Annotated in this window: 14 protein-coding genes and 1 riboswitch; all 14 genes read left to right on the top strand. The window is 46.1% G+C overall.

Going from position 1 to position 13,933, the window contains the following annotated elements; all coding sequences use genetic code 11:
• The first annotated feature begins 87 nt into the window (after positions 1 to 87).
• The 14 genes from tpiA (at position 88) to M1K46_RS01095 (ending at position 13,774) form a co-directional block, all read left to right on the top strand.
• The gene (tpiA, locus tag M1K46_RS01160; protein WP_256224541.1) at positions 88 to 849 is read left to right on the top strand and encodes a triose-phosphate isomerase; all 762 of its coding nucleotides are present in this window, start codon (positions 88 to 90) and stop codon (positions 847 to 849) included.
• The gene (gpmI, locus tag M1K46_RS01155) at positions 842 to 2,377 is read left to right on the top strand and encodes a 2,3-bisphosphoglycerate-independent phosphoglycerate mutase (RefSeq protein WP_256224540.1); all 1,536 of its coding nucleotides are present in this window, start codon (positions 842 to 844) and stop codon (positions 2,375 to 2,377) included. Before tpiA ends, gpmI begins: the two co-directional genes overlap by 8 nt.
• Before the next feature lie 95 nt (positions 2,378 to 2,472).
• On the top strand, positions 2,473 to 3,765 hold the full coding sequence (eno, locus tag M1K46_RS01150; RefSeq protein ID WP_053357097.1) for a phosphopyruvate hydratase: 1,293 nt from the start codon (positions 2,473 to 2,475) through the stop codon (positions 3,763 to 3,765).
• Between the two features lie 259 nt (positions 3,766 to 4,024).
• Positions 4,025 to 4,975: a nuclease-related domain-containing protein gene (locus tag M1K46_RS01145; protein ID WP_256224539.1), complete on the top strand. Its 951-nt coding sequence runs from the start codon at positions 4,025 to 4,027 to the stop codon at positions 4,973 to 4,975.
• 69 nt (positions 4,976 to 5,044) lie between these two features.
• Positions 5,045 to 5,611 (top strand): GNAT family N-acetyltransferase, encoded by a 567-nt coding sequence (locus M1K46_RS01140; protein WP_256224538.1) that lies wholly within the window; start codon positions 5,045 to 5,047, stop codon positions 5,609 to 5,611.
• Between the two features lie 36 nt (positions 5,612 to 5,647).
• Positions 5,648 to 5,838: riboswitch (cobalamin riboswitch) on the top strand.
• Between the two features lie 126 nt (positions 5,839 to 5,964).
• On the top strand, positions 5,965 to 6,924 hold the full coding sequence (locus tag M1K46_RS01135; protein ID WP_256224536.1) for an ABC transporter substrate-binding protein: 960 nt from the start codon (positions 5,965 to 5,967) through the stop codon (positions 6,922 to 6,924).
• Positions 6,887 to 7,951 carry a FecCD family ABC transporter permease gene (locus tag M1K46_RS01130; RefSeq protein ID WP_256224535.1) on the top strand — a complete coding sequence of 355 codons (1,065 nt, stop codon included), beginning with the start codon at positions 6,887 to 6,889 and terminating at the stop codon, positions 7,949 to 7,951. Before M1K46_RS01135 ends, M1K46_RS01130 begins: the two co-directional genes overlap by 38 nt.
• Positions 7,948 to 9,414: a heme ABC transporter ATP-binding protein gene (locus M1K46_RS01125; protein WP_256224534.1), complete on the top strand. Its 1,467-nt coding sequence runs from the start codon at positions 7,948 to 7,950 to the stop codon at positions 9,412 to 9,414. Before M1K46_RS01130 ends, M1K46_RS01125 begins: the two co-directional genes overlap by 4 nt.
• Positions 9,411 to 10,373: an adenosylcobinamide-phosphate synthase CbiB gene (cbiB, locus tag M1K46_RS01120; protein ID WP_256224533.1), complete on the top strand. Its 963-nt coding sequence runs from the start codon at positions 9,411 to 9,413 to the stop codon at positions 10,371 to 10,373. Before M1K46_RS01125 ends, cbiB begins: the two co-directional genes overlap by 4 nt.
• A complete protein-coding gene (gene cobD, locus M1K46_RS01115) occupies positions 10,348 to 11,427 on the top strand; it encodes a threonine-phosphate decarboxylase CobD (protein WP_256224532.1) in 1,080 nt (359 codons plus the stop codon). The genes cbiB and cobD overlap by 26 nt, the downstream gene beginning before the upstream one ends.
• Complete coding sequence (locus M1K46_RS01110) at positions 11,424 to 12,026, top strand: bifunctional adenosylcobinamide kinase/adenosylcobinamide-phosphate guanylyltransferase (RefSeq protein ID WP_256224531.1); 603 nt, start codon at positions 11,424 to 11,426, stop codon at positions 12,024 to 12,026. Before cobD ends, M1K46_RS01110 begins: the two co-directional genes overlap by 4 nt.
• The gene (gene cobS / locus M1K46_RS01105) at positions 11,995 to 12,807 is read left to right on the top strand and encodes an adenosylcobinamide-GDP ribazoletransferase (RefSeq protein WP_256224530.1); all 813 of its coding nucleotides are present in this window, start codon (positions 11,995 to 11,997) and stop codon (positions 12,805 to 12,807) included. The genes M1K46_RS01110 and cobS overlap by 32 nt, the downstream gene beginning before the upstream one ends.
• The gene (locus M1K46_RS01100; RefSeq protein ID WP_256224529.1) at positions 12,759 to 13,421 is read left to right on the top strand and encodes a histidine phosphatase family protein; all 663 of its coding nucleotides are present in this window, start codon (positions 12,759 to 12,761) and stop codon (positions 13,419 to 13,421) included. Before cobS ends, M1K46_RS01100 begins: the two co-directional genes overlap by 49 nt.
• The gene (locus M1K46_RS01095; RefSeq protein WP_256224528.1) at positions 13,346 to 13,774 is read left to right on the top strand and encodes a bifunctional adenosylcobinamide kinase/adenosylcobinamide-phosphate guanylyltransferase; all 429 of its coding nucleotides are present in this window, start codon (positions 13,346 to 13,348) and stop codon (positions 13,772 to 13,774) included. The genes M1K46_RS01100 and M1K46_RS01095 overlap by 76 nt, the downstream gene beginning before the upstream one ends.
• Positions 13,775 to 13,933 lie beyond the last annotated feature (159 nt).

Raw genomic sequence — 13,933 nt, 5'->3', positions numbered from 1 at the left:
AAAGAAATCGATGAAGAGCAGTACAGCTTTCCGTGAAGTCCCCTGAACTTTATGGGGATGCTGTATGTTCTTAGGAAGGTGAAAAACATGCGAAAACCAATTATTGCAGGAAACTGGAAAATGAATAAAACCCTTTCTGAAGCAAAATCTTTTGTTGAAGAAGTGAAAGGATTGATCCCTTCTTCAGATACAGTAGATTCTGTTGTTTGTGCACCAGCTTTATTCTTGGACGCACTCGTAAACGCATCTAAGGGAACAGACCTCGGTGTAGGTGCACAGAACATGCATTTTGAGGATAATGGAGCTTTCACAGGTGAAATCAGCCCTGTTATGCTGAAGGACCTTGGTGTTGGCTATGTTGTTCTTGGACACTCCGAGCGCCGCGAGTACTTTGGTGAAACAGATGAGCTCGTTAACCAAAAAACGCATGCTGCTTTTAACCACGGATTAACTCCAATCGTTTGTGTCGGTGAAACACTTGAACAGCGTGAAGCAGATCAAACAAAAGACGTTGTAAAAACACAAACGGAAAAAGGACTTCAAGGTCTTTCCGAAGAACAAGTTAAACGTACTGTTGTTGCCTATGAGCCAGTTTGGGCGATTGGTACGGGAAAAACAGCTTCCTCTGAAGATGCCAACGAAGTCTGCGGATACATTCGCAGCGTGATCGCTGAACAATTCTCACAAGAAGCAGCAGACCAAGTTCGCATTCAATACGGCGGAAGCGTGAAGCCAGGCAACATCAAAGAACTAATGGGCATGTCTGATATCGACGGTGCTCTCGTTGGAGGAGCAAGCCTTGAGCCACAATCGTTCCTTCAGCTTTTGGAAGGTGTAAACAATGCCTAAGAAACCTGTCGCACTGATTATTCTTGATGGTTTTGCATGCCGCAGCGAAGAAAAAGGAAATGCTGTAGCCCATGCGAAAAAACCAAACTTTGACCGATATTGGGAAACATATCCTCACAACCATTTAACGGCATGCGGAGAAGCTGTAGGGCTTCCTCCAGGCCAGATGGGGAACTCTGAAGTCGGACATTTGAATATTGGTGCTGGCCGTATTGTTTACCAAAGCCTTACCCGTGTGAATCTTTCGATCAAGGAAGGGGATTTCTATGAAAACCCAACCTTTATTGAAGCAATGGATGAAGTGAAGAAGAAGGGGACAAACCTTCACATTTTCGGACTTCTTTCTGACGGCGGGATCCACAGCCACATCGACCATATCTTTGCATTGCTTGAAACGGCTAAAAAGCAAGGAGTAGAAAATGTTTACCTGCATGGCTTCTTGGACGGCAGGGACGTTCCTCCGCAATCGGCAAAAGGCTATATCGAGCAAACATTGAAAAAGATGGACGAGCTGGGCTTAGGCCAAATCGCGACATTATCCGGACGCTATTACTCTATGGACCGTGACAAACGCTGGGATCGTGTGGAGAAATCCTACCGTGCCATGGTTTATGGTGAAGGTCCGGATTACACTGATCCGATCGAAGTGGTGGAAGACTCTTACAAAAATGAAATCTATGATGAATTCGTGCTTCCTTCTGTACTGAAGAAAGAAGACGGTTCTCCGGTTGCTACCATCCAAGACGGAGATGCCATCATTTTCTGCAACTTCCGTCCAGACCGAGCCATTCAGATTTCACAGGTTTTCACGAATGAAGATTTCCGCGGTTTTGACCGGGGAGATCATTTTCCGAAAGACATTCACTTTGTATGCTTAACGAACTTCAGTGAAACCGTCAAAGGTGACGTAGCGTTCAAACCTACGAACTTGGACAACACGCTGGGAGAAGTTCTTTCTCAACAAAATTATAAACAGCTGCGTATTGCAGAAACTGAAAAATACCCGCATGTTACCTTCTTCTTCAGCGGCGGACGCGAAGCTGAGTTTGATGGTGAAACGCGGATTTTGATTGATTCGCCGAAAGTGGCGACCTATGATTTAAAACCTGAAATGAGTGCTTATGAAGTGACGGACGCTCTTGTAAAAGAGATCGAAGCCGAAAACCATGATGCGATTATTTTGAACTTTGCCAATCCGGATATGGTCGGGCATTCAGGCAAGCTTGAACCAACCGTTAAAGCGATTGAAGCAGTAGATGAGTGCCTAGGGAAAGTCGTGGATGCGATCCTTGCAAAAGACGGCTATGCTATCATTACGGCTGACCACGGAAACGCAGACGAAGTGATAACGATGGAAGGCAAACCAATGACTGCTCATACGACTAATCCGGTGCCGGTCATCGTTACGAAAAAAGATATCCAACTTCGCGACGGCGGCAAACTTGCCGACCTCGCACCAACGTTCCTGACACTTCTCGGCGGCCAACAGCCTAAAGAGATGACTGGGGAAACGTTAATCAAAGGCTAATTTTTGAAATCAGGAAAAGGCTGATCGAAAGAGGGCCCCTGCAGAACAGCCTTGTTCCTCACCATAAAATCTTGTTTGATAAGGAGAGAAAATTTATGTCAGCAATTATTGAAGTATATGCTCGTGAAGTATTGGACTCCCGCGGGAATCCAACAGTAGAAGTAGAAGTTTACACAGAGTCCGGTGCATTCGGCCGTGCGATCGTGCCTAGCGGTGCATCCACTGGTGAATACGAAGCAGTTGAGCTTCGTGACGGCGACAAAGGCCGTTACCTGGGAAAAGGTGTACAAACAGCAGTAGAGAACGTAAACACACTAATCGCTCCAGAATTGATCGGATATGATGTATTGGATCAAGTCGGCATCGACAAAACGTTGATCGATCTTGACGGAACAGAAAACAAAGGAAAATTCGGAGCAAACGCTATTCTTGGTGTTTCCATGGCTGTAGCACGTGCTGCTGCTGATCTACTTGGTCTTCCTTTGTACATGTACCTTGGAGGATTCAACGCAAAAACTCTTCCAGTTCCAATGATGAATATCCTCAACGGCGGAGAGCATGCTGATAACAACGTTGACATTCAAGAATTCATGGTTATGCCAGTCGGCGCACCAACATTCTCTGAAGCACTTCGTATGGGAGCTGAAATCTTCCACAGCCTTAAATCTGTGTTAAAGGAAAAAGGATTAAACACAGCTGTAGGAGACGAAGGCGGATTCGCACCAAACCTTTCTTCTAACGAAGAAGCGCTTCAAACGATCATGGAAGCGATCGAAAAAGCTGGCTACAAACCAGGTGAAGAAGTTCGTCTTGCAATGGATGTTGCCTCTTCTGAGCTCTTCAACAAAGAAGACGGAAAATACCATCTTTCTGGTGAGGGTGTTGTTAAAACATCTGAAGAAATGGTTGCTTTCTACGAAGATCTTGTTTCTAAATACCCAATCATCTCCATTGAAGATGGCTTAGATGAAAACGACTGGGAAGGCCACAAGCTATTGACTGACCGTCTTGGCGACAAAATCCAGCTTGTAGGAGACGATCTTTTCGTAACGAACACAAACAAACTTGCTCAAGGTATCGAGCAAGGTGTGGGTAACTCCATCCTTATCAAAGTTAACCAAATCGGTACGCTGACTGAAACATTCGACGCGATCGAAATGGCGAAACGCGCAGGCTATACTGCAGTAATCTCTCACCGTTCTGGTGAAAGTGAAGACAGCACAATCGCTGACATCGCTGTTGCGACTAACGCTGGACAAATCAAAACAGGTGCTCCTTCCCGTACTGACCGTGTAGCGAAGTACAACCAATTGCTTCGTATCGAAGACGAATTGGCAAGCATCAGCCGCTACCCTGGATTGAGCGCATTCTACAATCTTCAAAAGTAAGCTATTTTACGTAAACCGCTTGAGACCTGATCAGTCTCAAGCGGTTTTTTGTTGATTGGCGCGTAAAGTGATCAGACTGGCGCGTATTTTTTGCAGATAGGCGCGTATTTTAAGGGAATTCGCGAATAAATCATAGAAAGTGGCGCGTATTTCATCAGCTGAGCATTCCACATAAAATTTAAGTCCTCAAAGAGAAGGAGAAAAGGTGTTTTCTAGAGAAGTTAACCCCAAAAAGTAAAGAGGATGTGATCGTTATACTGTGATCGAACAGAAATTGCCGATTTATATTCAGAAGTTAGAAGCCTTGTTAAGGAGGCTGCCAGCAAATCATCCGAAACGCCCTAAACTTGAACAAAGTTTTTCCAAACAAATGGCAGGTTACAAGGGAGAGCAGTCACTCTTTTACTACCTGGAACACCTACCTCATAAAAGGTATAAGATTTTTCACGGACTAAGACTTTTAGAAGGCTCCTATTACTTTCAAATGGACTTCCTCATCCTTTCCCCGTATTTCTTTTTAATTCTAGAAGTGAAAAATCTATCTGGCAGCCTCACATTTGATACAAACTATCGTCAATTGATCCGAACAAATAATGATAAGGAAGAAGCCTTTCCAGATCCTCTCTTGCAGGTAGAGCGTCAAAAGAACCGGCTTTCATCTTGGCTAGCAGCTAGAAAGCTCCCACCCGTTCCAATTGAAACCCTCGTCGTCGTGAGCAGTCCTTATACGCTTATAAAAAATCCTCTGATTCCTGATCTTTCCCGCAGCATTATCCACAGTGCAAGCCCCCCATCAGTAATCACAACCATGCAAACCCATTACGCCAAACCAGCTATGACGGATAAAGAAATCAATAGAGCGGTAAAACAACTTTACAAAAACCACGTCCATTATGATCCGGACATACTAGCAAAGTTTCAGGTATCGCCAAACGATGTTTTAAAAGGCGTTCATTGCCCATCTTGCTTTGCCATTGGCATGAATAAAACATATGCTGTTAAATGGCTTTGTCCATTCTGTAATCATTCCTCCGAGCACGCCCACCGACACTCTCTGGAAGACTATAAACTTCTCATAAGCCCAACAATCACAAACCGTGAACTCAGATCCTTTCTATCCCTATCATCCCGTTCAATATCCGAAAAAATCCTCAAATCTCTAAACCTACCTCACACGGGAACCTATAAAGACAGGAGATATCATCTTTAAATTTGAGGAGCTGCATATTATGATAAAATAAATCATTTCATACTCGGTACAAACGGGGAGGCTTGGAACATGCCGAAAATGAAGCTTGAATTTGAAAGACTGAAGATCAGGGAAATTACGGTGAGTGATGCCTCTGTCATCGCACAATGGAAAAGCGGCCCTCTCTTTCGGAAAATGTCTACAGGTTCTATGACCATAATTAATGAAGGCAATCAAAGGCAGGATATTGAGAAAAGCTTAAGCCAGCTGAACGAATCTTACTTGATGATCATCGAAAAGAGGAGCTCGCAGCCTGTTGGGTACGTCCGTTTCAACTGGATGGGAAGCTCGCAGCGTTATGGCTGGCTTCGGTTCGGACTCGGTGCCGAACAAGGAAAAGGATACATGGGGGAAGCACTTGCAGGCATCTTTCAGCACCTGTTTCAGCATGAGACCTACAGGATTGATGCTGAGGTCTACGAATATAACACAAAAAGCCTGAAGCTCCTGAAATCCCTGGGGTTTCAAAAGGAAGGCGTCAGAAGGCAAGCCTACTTTGACAAAGATCAGTATTTTGATATACATGTTATGGGCCTGCTCAAGAGCGACTGGCTGGAAGTCAGCCCGAAGTCCCGGGCATCATTGAACATAAATTAAACTTTTCATTTTGCCGGTAAGAGGTATAATGGATATAGCTGAATATGCGGTTAAGGTCCGTTTTATTTCAAATAAAACGTTAAAAGGGAAGCTGGTTCAAGTCCAGCACGGTCCCGCCACTGTAATCGGGAAATCTTCTTATGTTTCCACTGTTCTGTCAAAGGATGGGAAGGAAAAGAAGATTGTTGATCGAGAGTCAGGAGACCTGCCTTAATTGCCTGTGCGAACCTTCGAGGAAAAGGTGAAGCAATTGTAATCATTTATTGATTAACTGTTGATTCGCTCTCCGAAGGGAGGGCTTTTTTTGTTTTGCACAATCCCAGCTAAATGATACATACAGGAGCGTGAAGGAATTGAAGAAGTTTACACAAATTGCGATGATGCTGATACTCGTAATCGCCATCATTGCCGGTTGTTCGGCTGGAAATCAGTCAACAGACAAAAAGGAAAACGGTGCCAATCAGGTAAAGAGTGAATTTCCCGTAACGATAAAAGATGCGGCGGGCGAGAATGTAAAAATTGATAAGAAACCCAAAAAAATCGTCTCGCTCATACCGAGTAATACAGAGGTCGCATTTGCACTTGGCTTGGATAAAGAAATTGTCGGCGTTTCTGACTTTGACAACTATCCAGAAGCAGCTGTGAAAAAGCCTAAAATCGGCGGATTGGATTTTAACGTGGAAAAGATTGTTGGCTTAAAGCCTGATCTCGTCCTTGCTCATGCCTCCAGTGCGCATACTTCCAAGCAGGGAATTGATCAGCTTAAGAATGCCGGCATCAAAGTAGTTGTGATCAATGATGCGCAGAACTTTACGGATACATACAAGTCCATCGACATGATCGCTAAAGCAACGGGCACTCAAAAACAAGGTGACAAGATTGTAAAATCCATGAAGGATGATCTGTCAGCGATCAAGGAAAAAGCAAAACAAGTAAAGAAAGAAAAAAAAGTTTGGGTTGAGGTTGCTCCAGCTCCGGAGATTTTTACTGCCGGCAAGGGTACATTCATTGATGAAATGCTGAACGCCATTCATGCCAAAAATGCGGCTGGGGAATTGAAGGGATGGGCGAAGGTATCTGAAGAGCAGCCTGTCAAATACAAACCGGACGCGATCGTCACAACGTACGGCTATTACTCCAAAAAGCCGGTGGAACAGATTATGGCCCGTAAAGCCTGGAAGGACGTTCCTGCGGTAAAAAACAAAGAAATTTATGATGTGCACTCTGATAAGGTGACACGTCCGGGACCGCGATTGATTGAAGGAGTGGAGGAGCTTGCAAAAGCCATCTATCCGGAAGTATACAAAAAGTAAAATCATCGTTTCATATACAGCAGTGTTTCTGCTGTTGGGCTTAGCTGTTGCCTTGGGGATATCGGTAGGTTCTATACCTATCCCCCTTTTTCATGTGGTGCAGATTTTAGGAGCGAAGCTTTTCCACTATCCCGTACCAGCATCCATTGATTCTTCGATTGTTAATATCGTCATGGAGATCCGCTTTCCGCGAGTCGTGCTCGCTATGCTTGTCGGCTGCTCATTGGCGCTGGCGGGAACGGCATTTCAGGGGCTGCTGAAAAATCCTCTGGCCGATCCTTATACGCTGGGTGTTTCATCCGGTTCTGCTTTGGGCGCTGTGGCTGTGCTGTTCTTTGGCATTCAGCTGCCTATACTGGGAAGTTTTACACTTCCGGTGGTGAGCATCATTACCGGCTTTCTTACCCTTGTTGGGGTTATATATTTTGCTCGCCTTGTGCAGCGCAGCCTGTCTGTTGAGACGATTATTTTGGCAGGGATTTTAAGCAGCTCATTTATAGGTGCTGTAACGTCTCTTTTAATCGCTCTGACCGGTGATGAATTAAGGCAGATCATCGGCTGGCTGCTCGGCAGCGTATCCATGAGAGGATGGCCGTATGTTCAGCTCATCGCTCCGTTTTTGGCCGCAGGGCTTTTGATTCTTCTGGCAAGTGCTCGTGAATTAAATGCGCTTTCCTTTGGCCAGCAGGATGCAAAAACCATTGGTGTTGACGTGAAAAAACATACGTCACTCGTACTGTTCGGGGCTTCGCTTCTGACGGGATCTGCAGTAGCGGTGTCAGGCACCATCGGGTTTGTCGGTCTTGTCATCCCCCACATGGCCCGCATGATATGGGGAGTAGATCATCGCCATCTGCTGCCGCTGTCCACGCTTCTGGGCGGGGTGTTTCTCGTTCTGGTTGATCTCATCGCCCGAACGATCATCGCGCCGACGGAGCTGCCGATCGGTGTCTTGACAGCGATTATCGGAAGTCCGATCTTTGCCTTAATCTTTATTCGCTATCGTCGAAAGAAGGTGACCACATGATCCAGATCCAGCAGCTTACTGGAGGATATGACGGAAAGCCCGTCGTAAAAGATCTTTCTTTTTCCATTGAAAGAGGAAAAATAACCGGCATCATCGGACCAAACGGGAGCGGGAAGACCACTCTCATGAAAATGATGAACGGAATGCTTTCCCCGCAATCAGGTGAGGTTCTTATAAAAGGAAAGCCGATCAGCAGCTACTCTGCAAAAGAATTGGCAAAAATTATTGCCGTTCTTCCTCAGCATGCGGAAAGCTCGTTTGATTTTACCGTCCGCGAAGTGGTGGCGCTCGGCCGGTATCCCTTTTACAGAGGATTGCTGAAACAATCATCGCCGAAGGATGAAGAGATGGTCCAGCGATCCATGGAGTTTACAGGCGTCCAGCATTTTGCGGAGAAAAGTATTCAATCCCTAAGCGGCGGGGAACGGCAGCGGGTTCTTTTAGCTAAGGCGCTTGCGCAGGAACCGGAGATTCTGCTGCTCGATGAACCGACAAACCATCTTGATCTTTCCTATCAAATGAAACTCATGGACTTGCTGAAAGATTGGGTGCAGGGCTGCCAGTTGTCGGTTGTTGCCATATTGCATGATTTGAATATTGCCAGTCTGTACTGTGACCAGGTTCTTCTTCTCGATGACGGAAAGGAGAAGGCGGTCGGAAAGCCTGGTGACATTATGGACAGCATCCTGCTGGAAGGTGTTTATGATACGAAGCTGAGCAGACAGGAGCATCCGCAGAAGCCGAAGCCTCTGATCGCGCTGGTGCCTGGTGAACGTGAGGAACAAAAGAAAATAGAAGATATTGAGCTTCAAACCACAAGTGAAGCGATGGTGTTCCGAAGCCCCTATTTTTTAAAAACGATGTCTTCTGCCCTGATCGGCGGAGGGTTCTGCTGGGCGAATACGTTTGTTAACCGTCATGTGGATAAAAACTACAATTATGACGATGCACATTCTGAATATGAAGCGTATCTTCACTCCCTTCCTGTCAACCCCAACGAGACCATTGGAATGATGACAGCAGCACGGCTTGAGGATGCAGGTATGGTATCCGTAGAAAAAGAAGGAATCAAGATCCTTGCTGCAGCAACAGCAGGAACATCCAATGCGGTAGATGCTGCACAATCGTGGCAGCGGAAGGATGATACTGTGGCGATTGGTACGATTAACATCTGGCTCTTTATTGAGGGAGAGCTAACCGATGAGGCATTTGTTCAGGCGATGATGACAGCGACAGAAGCAAAGTCGAGCGCTCTCAGAGACTATGGAATTAAAGATCCTATTACTGGAACGATTGCTACAGGTACTTCGACAGACAGCCTTTGCATCGCATCGACCCAGGAAGGAGAAAAAATGAGGTACGCTGGTACGATTACACCGATTGGAAAAGCAATTGGCCATACGGTCTATCAGACGGTGGGAAAAGCGATCGAAAACTATAGAAAGAGAATGGCGCAAACATGATCATTGCTCTTCATTTATTATCCCTTATACTCGCTTTGATCATCGACCAGCTCATCGGAGACCCTCGCTGGCTGCCGCATCCGGTAAGAGGTTTTGGCAAAATGATTTCTCTTATGGACCAGGCACTTAACCGCGGAAGCTGGAAAAAGCTGAAGGGTTTGATCATGCTTTTTATTCTTCTTTCTATTACACTAGTGCTAACTTTTATCATCGTACGGTATGCTTATTCCATCCACCTTGTGTTAGGGATATTCATAGAATCTGTGCTCATCTCAACAACCATTGCAGCTAGAGGGCTTAAAGAAGCAGGATTATCTGTCTATACCCCCCTTCTTCGCGGTGATCTGGAAGAGGCTCGAAAAAAATTAAGCTGGATTGTCGGAAGAGATACAGAAAATCTGCCGCATTCTGAGATTGTAAGAGGGACAGTGGAGACAGTTGCCGAAAATACGAGCGACGGGGTAACCGCACCTCTTTTCTTTGCTTTTATTGGAGGAGCACCACTTGCCTTGCTGTACCGGGCAGTAAATACCTGTGATTCCATGGTAGGCTACAAGAATGAGAGATATAAAGACTTCGGCTGGGCATCTGCCCGGCTTGATGATCTATTAAATTACGTGCCAGCCCGGCTAACTGCGCTTCTTATGGCTGCAGGAGGGCTGGGGGGAAAACGGTTTACCTTATCGTGGCTGAAGGAACAGGCAAGGAACCATCCGAGCCCGAACAGCGGATGGGGTGAAGCGGCAGTCGCGGGAATTCTCGGCATACGGCTTGGAGGCACGAATTATTATAAAGGCCAGGTCTCCTATCGCCCGTTCATCGGCCGTCAGACCTACAGCCTGAAAGCTATACATATAGAAAGAACAATAGCCATCATGCAGCGTGCTGTCATGTGGTTTACGATCGTTTTAATCGCAGCGGGAGGGATGTATATTGTTGCTGCCCAATCATGGAGCTAATCCGCAGCTATTGGCCAATTCCTTGAAGATCAGCCTGGATGAAAACAGCATTGATTTTAGTGTAAATGTAAATCCGTATCCTGCACTAAGAAGAATGAAGGATATGTGGTCCAGCCTTTATGAAGATATTCTGCAGTATCCCGATCCCTTTGCTGAGCCGTTCGTTCAATTCGCGTCTGAAAAAGAAGGGCTGAATGCAGACCAGATCCTCGCAGGGAACGGGGCTGCTGAACTGATTTTTCTCATTGCTCAAGCCTATCGGGGCTCGAACGTACTGATTGCAGCACCTGCTTTCTCAGAATACGAGGATGCGTGTGAGGTGAACGATTGTAATGTGGACTTCTATGTTACCCGAAAAGAGAAAGGCTGGAAGCCGGATCTCCAAGAGCTGAATGAGAAACTCCACGGGAAACAGCTTTGTTTCCTTTGCAACCCGAACAATCCGACAGGAACAGTATTGGAATTGAACCCTTTGGAAGCTATCGTTGTTTTGTGCAAATGCCACCATGTTACACTCGTCGTGGATGAAGCGTTTGTTCACTTTTTAGAAAAGCCCGTATCCGCCGTTCACTTGATGAAAAAGTATTCCAACCTGATCGTCCTGCGGTCATTGACGAAGATGTTTCACTTGCCGGGACTTCGGTTAGGGTATGCTATGTCATCCAAAGAACAGATCGGAAAATTAAGGAGATTTCAGCCTCCCTGGAGTGTGAACGGTCCTGCTCAAAAGCTAGGTATACTCTGTTTGGAACAAGAAGAATGTGCAGATGAAATTGCTATGAAAACAGCAGTTGAGCGAGAGCGGATTTTTCCGATCCTCGACAAGCTTGGATTTGAAACCTCTCCTTCTACCGTTAACTTTTACTTGTTAAGGGAGAGTGGAGAAGAAAATGTTCAGCTTGCTCTCATTAAATATTTAATGATAAAAGGGATGATCGTCAGGCATACGTTTAATTTTAGAGGGCTGGACGGCCATTATATCCGCCTTGCCATTCGAACTCCAGAGGAGAATGACCGCTTATTGGCTGCACTTGAAGGGTGGAAAGCGAGATGATGATCTTTATTACCGGAGGGGTTAGAAGCGGGAAAAGCTCATTTGCCGAAATGTCCGCCGTTTATCATGGAAAGAATGAGAAACCGCTTCACTATATTGCAACGAACGAACATCAGGATGGGGAGATGAGTGAGCGGATCGCCAGGCACCAGGCGGATCGTCTGAACAGCGGGTATAGCTGGAGGGCGTGGGAACAGCCAAGAAACATTCATGAACTGATAAATGAATATGAAAAAAAGGATGTCATTCTCTTGGACTGCTTGACCAATCTTGTCAGCAATGAGCTGTTTGACGGCTGGAAAGAAAATAACAACCAGTGGAGAAATGAAATGTTCCGATCAGAAGTATTCCGCAAGATCATGGATGGATTAAGAATGATTGAAAAAAGCAGCGCAGCACTCATCGTCGTATCAAACGAAGTGTTCCAGGACTTGCCCTCTATTGATGAAGGGACCTTCTATTTTATGAAGATGATGGGGGAGCTTCATCAGCAGATTGTCTCTGAAGCGCATTGGGTGTACCAGGTTGAACTGGGCATGCCCATTTTGAGGAAGGGGTATGATGCAGATGAAAAACAATGCACCTCCTGTCCGGTTTAATGCCTTATACGGTTTTGGCCTGGCTTTTCAGTTCTTAACCGCATTGCCGATCCGCACTTCGTTTCCATGGACAAAAGAAACGAGCAGGTGGAGTGTGTACTGGTATCCAGCTGTCGGGCTGTTTCTCGGTGGATTGGCTTCTGTTCAGGCTCATTTCCTGGCACAGCAAAACGTTATCCCGGTGTCGATGACGAGCTTTTATCTGTTCTGCTTCTCGATCGTTTTGACAGGCGGTTTGCATCTCGACGGGTGGATGGATTGCAGTGATGCCTACTTCTCATACGGCGATAAAGAAAAAAGGCTGCAGATCATGAAGGATCCCAGGACTGGAGCATTCGGTGTATTGTCTGTTCTTTTTCTATTGAGCTGGCGGTTTCTTTTTATCTATGAAACAGTGAAAATGGTTCCGCAGCACGTTTGGCTGCTGTTTCTGCTCATTCCTTTCTTCGGCCGAACCGGCATGGGATGCCTGCTGGTTTCAGCTCCTCTTGCCAGGGAGGAAGGTATGGCTTTTGCCATGAAGCAGAACATTTCAGGCAGAGCCTTTGCTTTTTATGCGATCTATCTCCTGATGGCAGGGATTGGAGCATACCTTACAGGAGCGATTCTTCTGTTTATGAGCTTGTTCCTTTTAGGCTCAGCCTTATTTTTCTTAAGTAAAACGTTCTTTCTTCGCCAGTTTGGAGGGATTACGGGAGACACACTAGGCGCACTTTCGGAAGGGATGGAAACATGGCTATGGTTCGGAGGCTGGCTGTTACTCTCCTTCGCCACGGTCTGACGGAGGAAAATAAACAAAAGCAATATATCGGGTATTGTGATCCCCCCTTATGTGAAGAGGGGCGGATTGAGCTATACAGATTACATAGAAATAAAGGGTATCCCGAGCCGGGTGCTATCCTTGCAAGTGATAGAATGCGATGTGTAGAGACCGCTGAGGTTCTTTTCCCGGAGAGTAAGGTGCAGATCAGTCCTGCACTTCGGGAGATGCATTTTGGGGAATGGGAAAGAAAAACGTACGGCGATCTTTGCGGAATTCAACGTTACCGGGACTGGATTGATGATCCTATTGGAGTCTGTCCTCCAGGAGGAGAGAGCTATCAAGACTTTGAAAATCGCGTTCGCGGTGCCTGGCACCGTGAGATTTGGCCGTCGGCGGAAGAGAGCGGCCATGTAATCGTTGTTACTCATGGAGGCCCAATCCGTTATTTATTGTCAGAGTTTGCTCCGGAACGAAGAGAAATGTGGGCATGGCCGGTCTCACATGGCAAAGGATACACCCTTTACTGGAATGAGACCAAAGGGAGGTTGAAAAAACGATGCACTTTGTTACAGGAGGCGCCTTTCACGGAAAAGCCAAATGGGTGCAGCAGCACTATTCTGCCTCAAGGATAGATGAAGGCTGGTTCAATGGCTACGAGAAGGCTGGCTGGGAAACGGATGATTTTACAACTTCACGCGTCGTTCTTGAAGGATTGGAGCAGATTGTGAAGAAGGTTGTAGAGGAGAACGAAAGCGGCGGAAGAGCAGCTCTTCAAAAGAAGCTTCAGACCTGGCTGGCTTGGGAGGCTTCTGAACCCGGTCGATGTCTTGTTCTGATCGGAACAGACATCGGTAAAGGAATTGTTCCAATGGAAAAGGAAAATAGATTATGGCGGGATGTGACCGGCTGGTTTTATCAGGATGTAGTCATGGCCGCTGAGAGAGTCGATATCATCTGGTATGGGCTGCCCCAGACTTTAAAATAAAGTTTGGATGGATACAAAGGGAGAACTGCCAGTAGGAAGGGAATTAGAATTGTCTTCTTTCGTAACGATGGGTAAACCAGTTTCCCCATGGTTCCTCTTTCGATAATTCATTTGTTTCACAAACAGAGTCCCCTTCCTAAATGTAATATAAAAGATTTG

Source organism: Fictibacillus sp. WQ 8-8, from assembly GCF_024494405.1.
GTDB lineage: Bacteria > Bacillota > Bacilli > Bacillales > Fictibacillaceae > Fictibacillus_C > Fictibacillus_C marinisediminis.
The sequence above is the reverse complement of the archived record's forward strand: the minus strand, read 5'-3'. Positions and strand labels throughout refer to the sequence as shown.

What these genes read in the sequence shown, in the direction of transcription:
- M1K46_RS01110 (WP_256224531.1), top strand. Translation starts at nt 11,424, where the DNA reads ATGATGATCTTTATTACCGGAGGGGTTAGAAGCGGGAAAAGCTCATTT.
- cobS (WP_256224530.1), top strand. Translation starts at nt 11,995, where the DNA reads ATGAAAAACAATGCACCTCCTGTCCGGTTTAATGCCTTATACGGTTTT.
- gpmI (WP_256224540.1), top strand. Translation starts at nt 842, where the DNA reads ATGCCTAAGAAACCTGTCGCACTGATTATTCTTGATGGTTTTGCATGC.
- M1K46_RS01095 (WP_256224528.1), top strand. Translation starts at nt 13,346, where the DNA reads ATGCACTTTGTTACAGGAGGCGCCTTTCACGGAAAAGCCAAATGGGTG.
- M1K46_RS01125 (WP_256224534.1), top strand. Translation starts at nt 7,948, where the DNA reads ATGATCCAGATCCAGCAGCTTACTGGAGGATATGACGGAAAGCCCGTC.
- M1K46_RS01100 (WP_256224529.1), top strand. Translation starts at nt 12,759, where the DNA reads ATGGCTATGGTTCGGAGGCTGGCTGTTACTCTCCTTCGCCACGGTCTG.
- M1K46_RS01140 (WP_256224538.1), top strand. Translation starts at nt 5,045, where the DNA reads ATGCCGAAAATGAAGCTTGAATTTGAAAGACTGAAGATCAGGGAAATT.
- tpiA (WP_256224541.1), top strand. Translation starts at nt 88, where the DNA reads ATGCGAAAACCAATTATTGCAGGAAACTGGAAAATGAATAAAACCCTT.
- eno (WP_053357097.1), top strand. Translation starts at nt 2,473, where the DNA reads ATGTCAGCAATTATTGAAGTATATGCTCGTGAAGTATTGGACTCCCGC.
- cbiB (WP_256224533.1), top strand. Translation starts at nt 9,411, where the DNA reads ATGATCATTGCTCTTCATTTATTATCCCTTATACTCGCTTTGATCATC.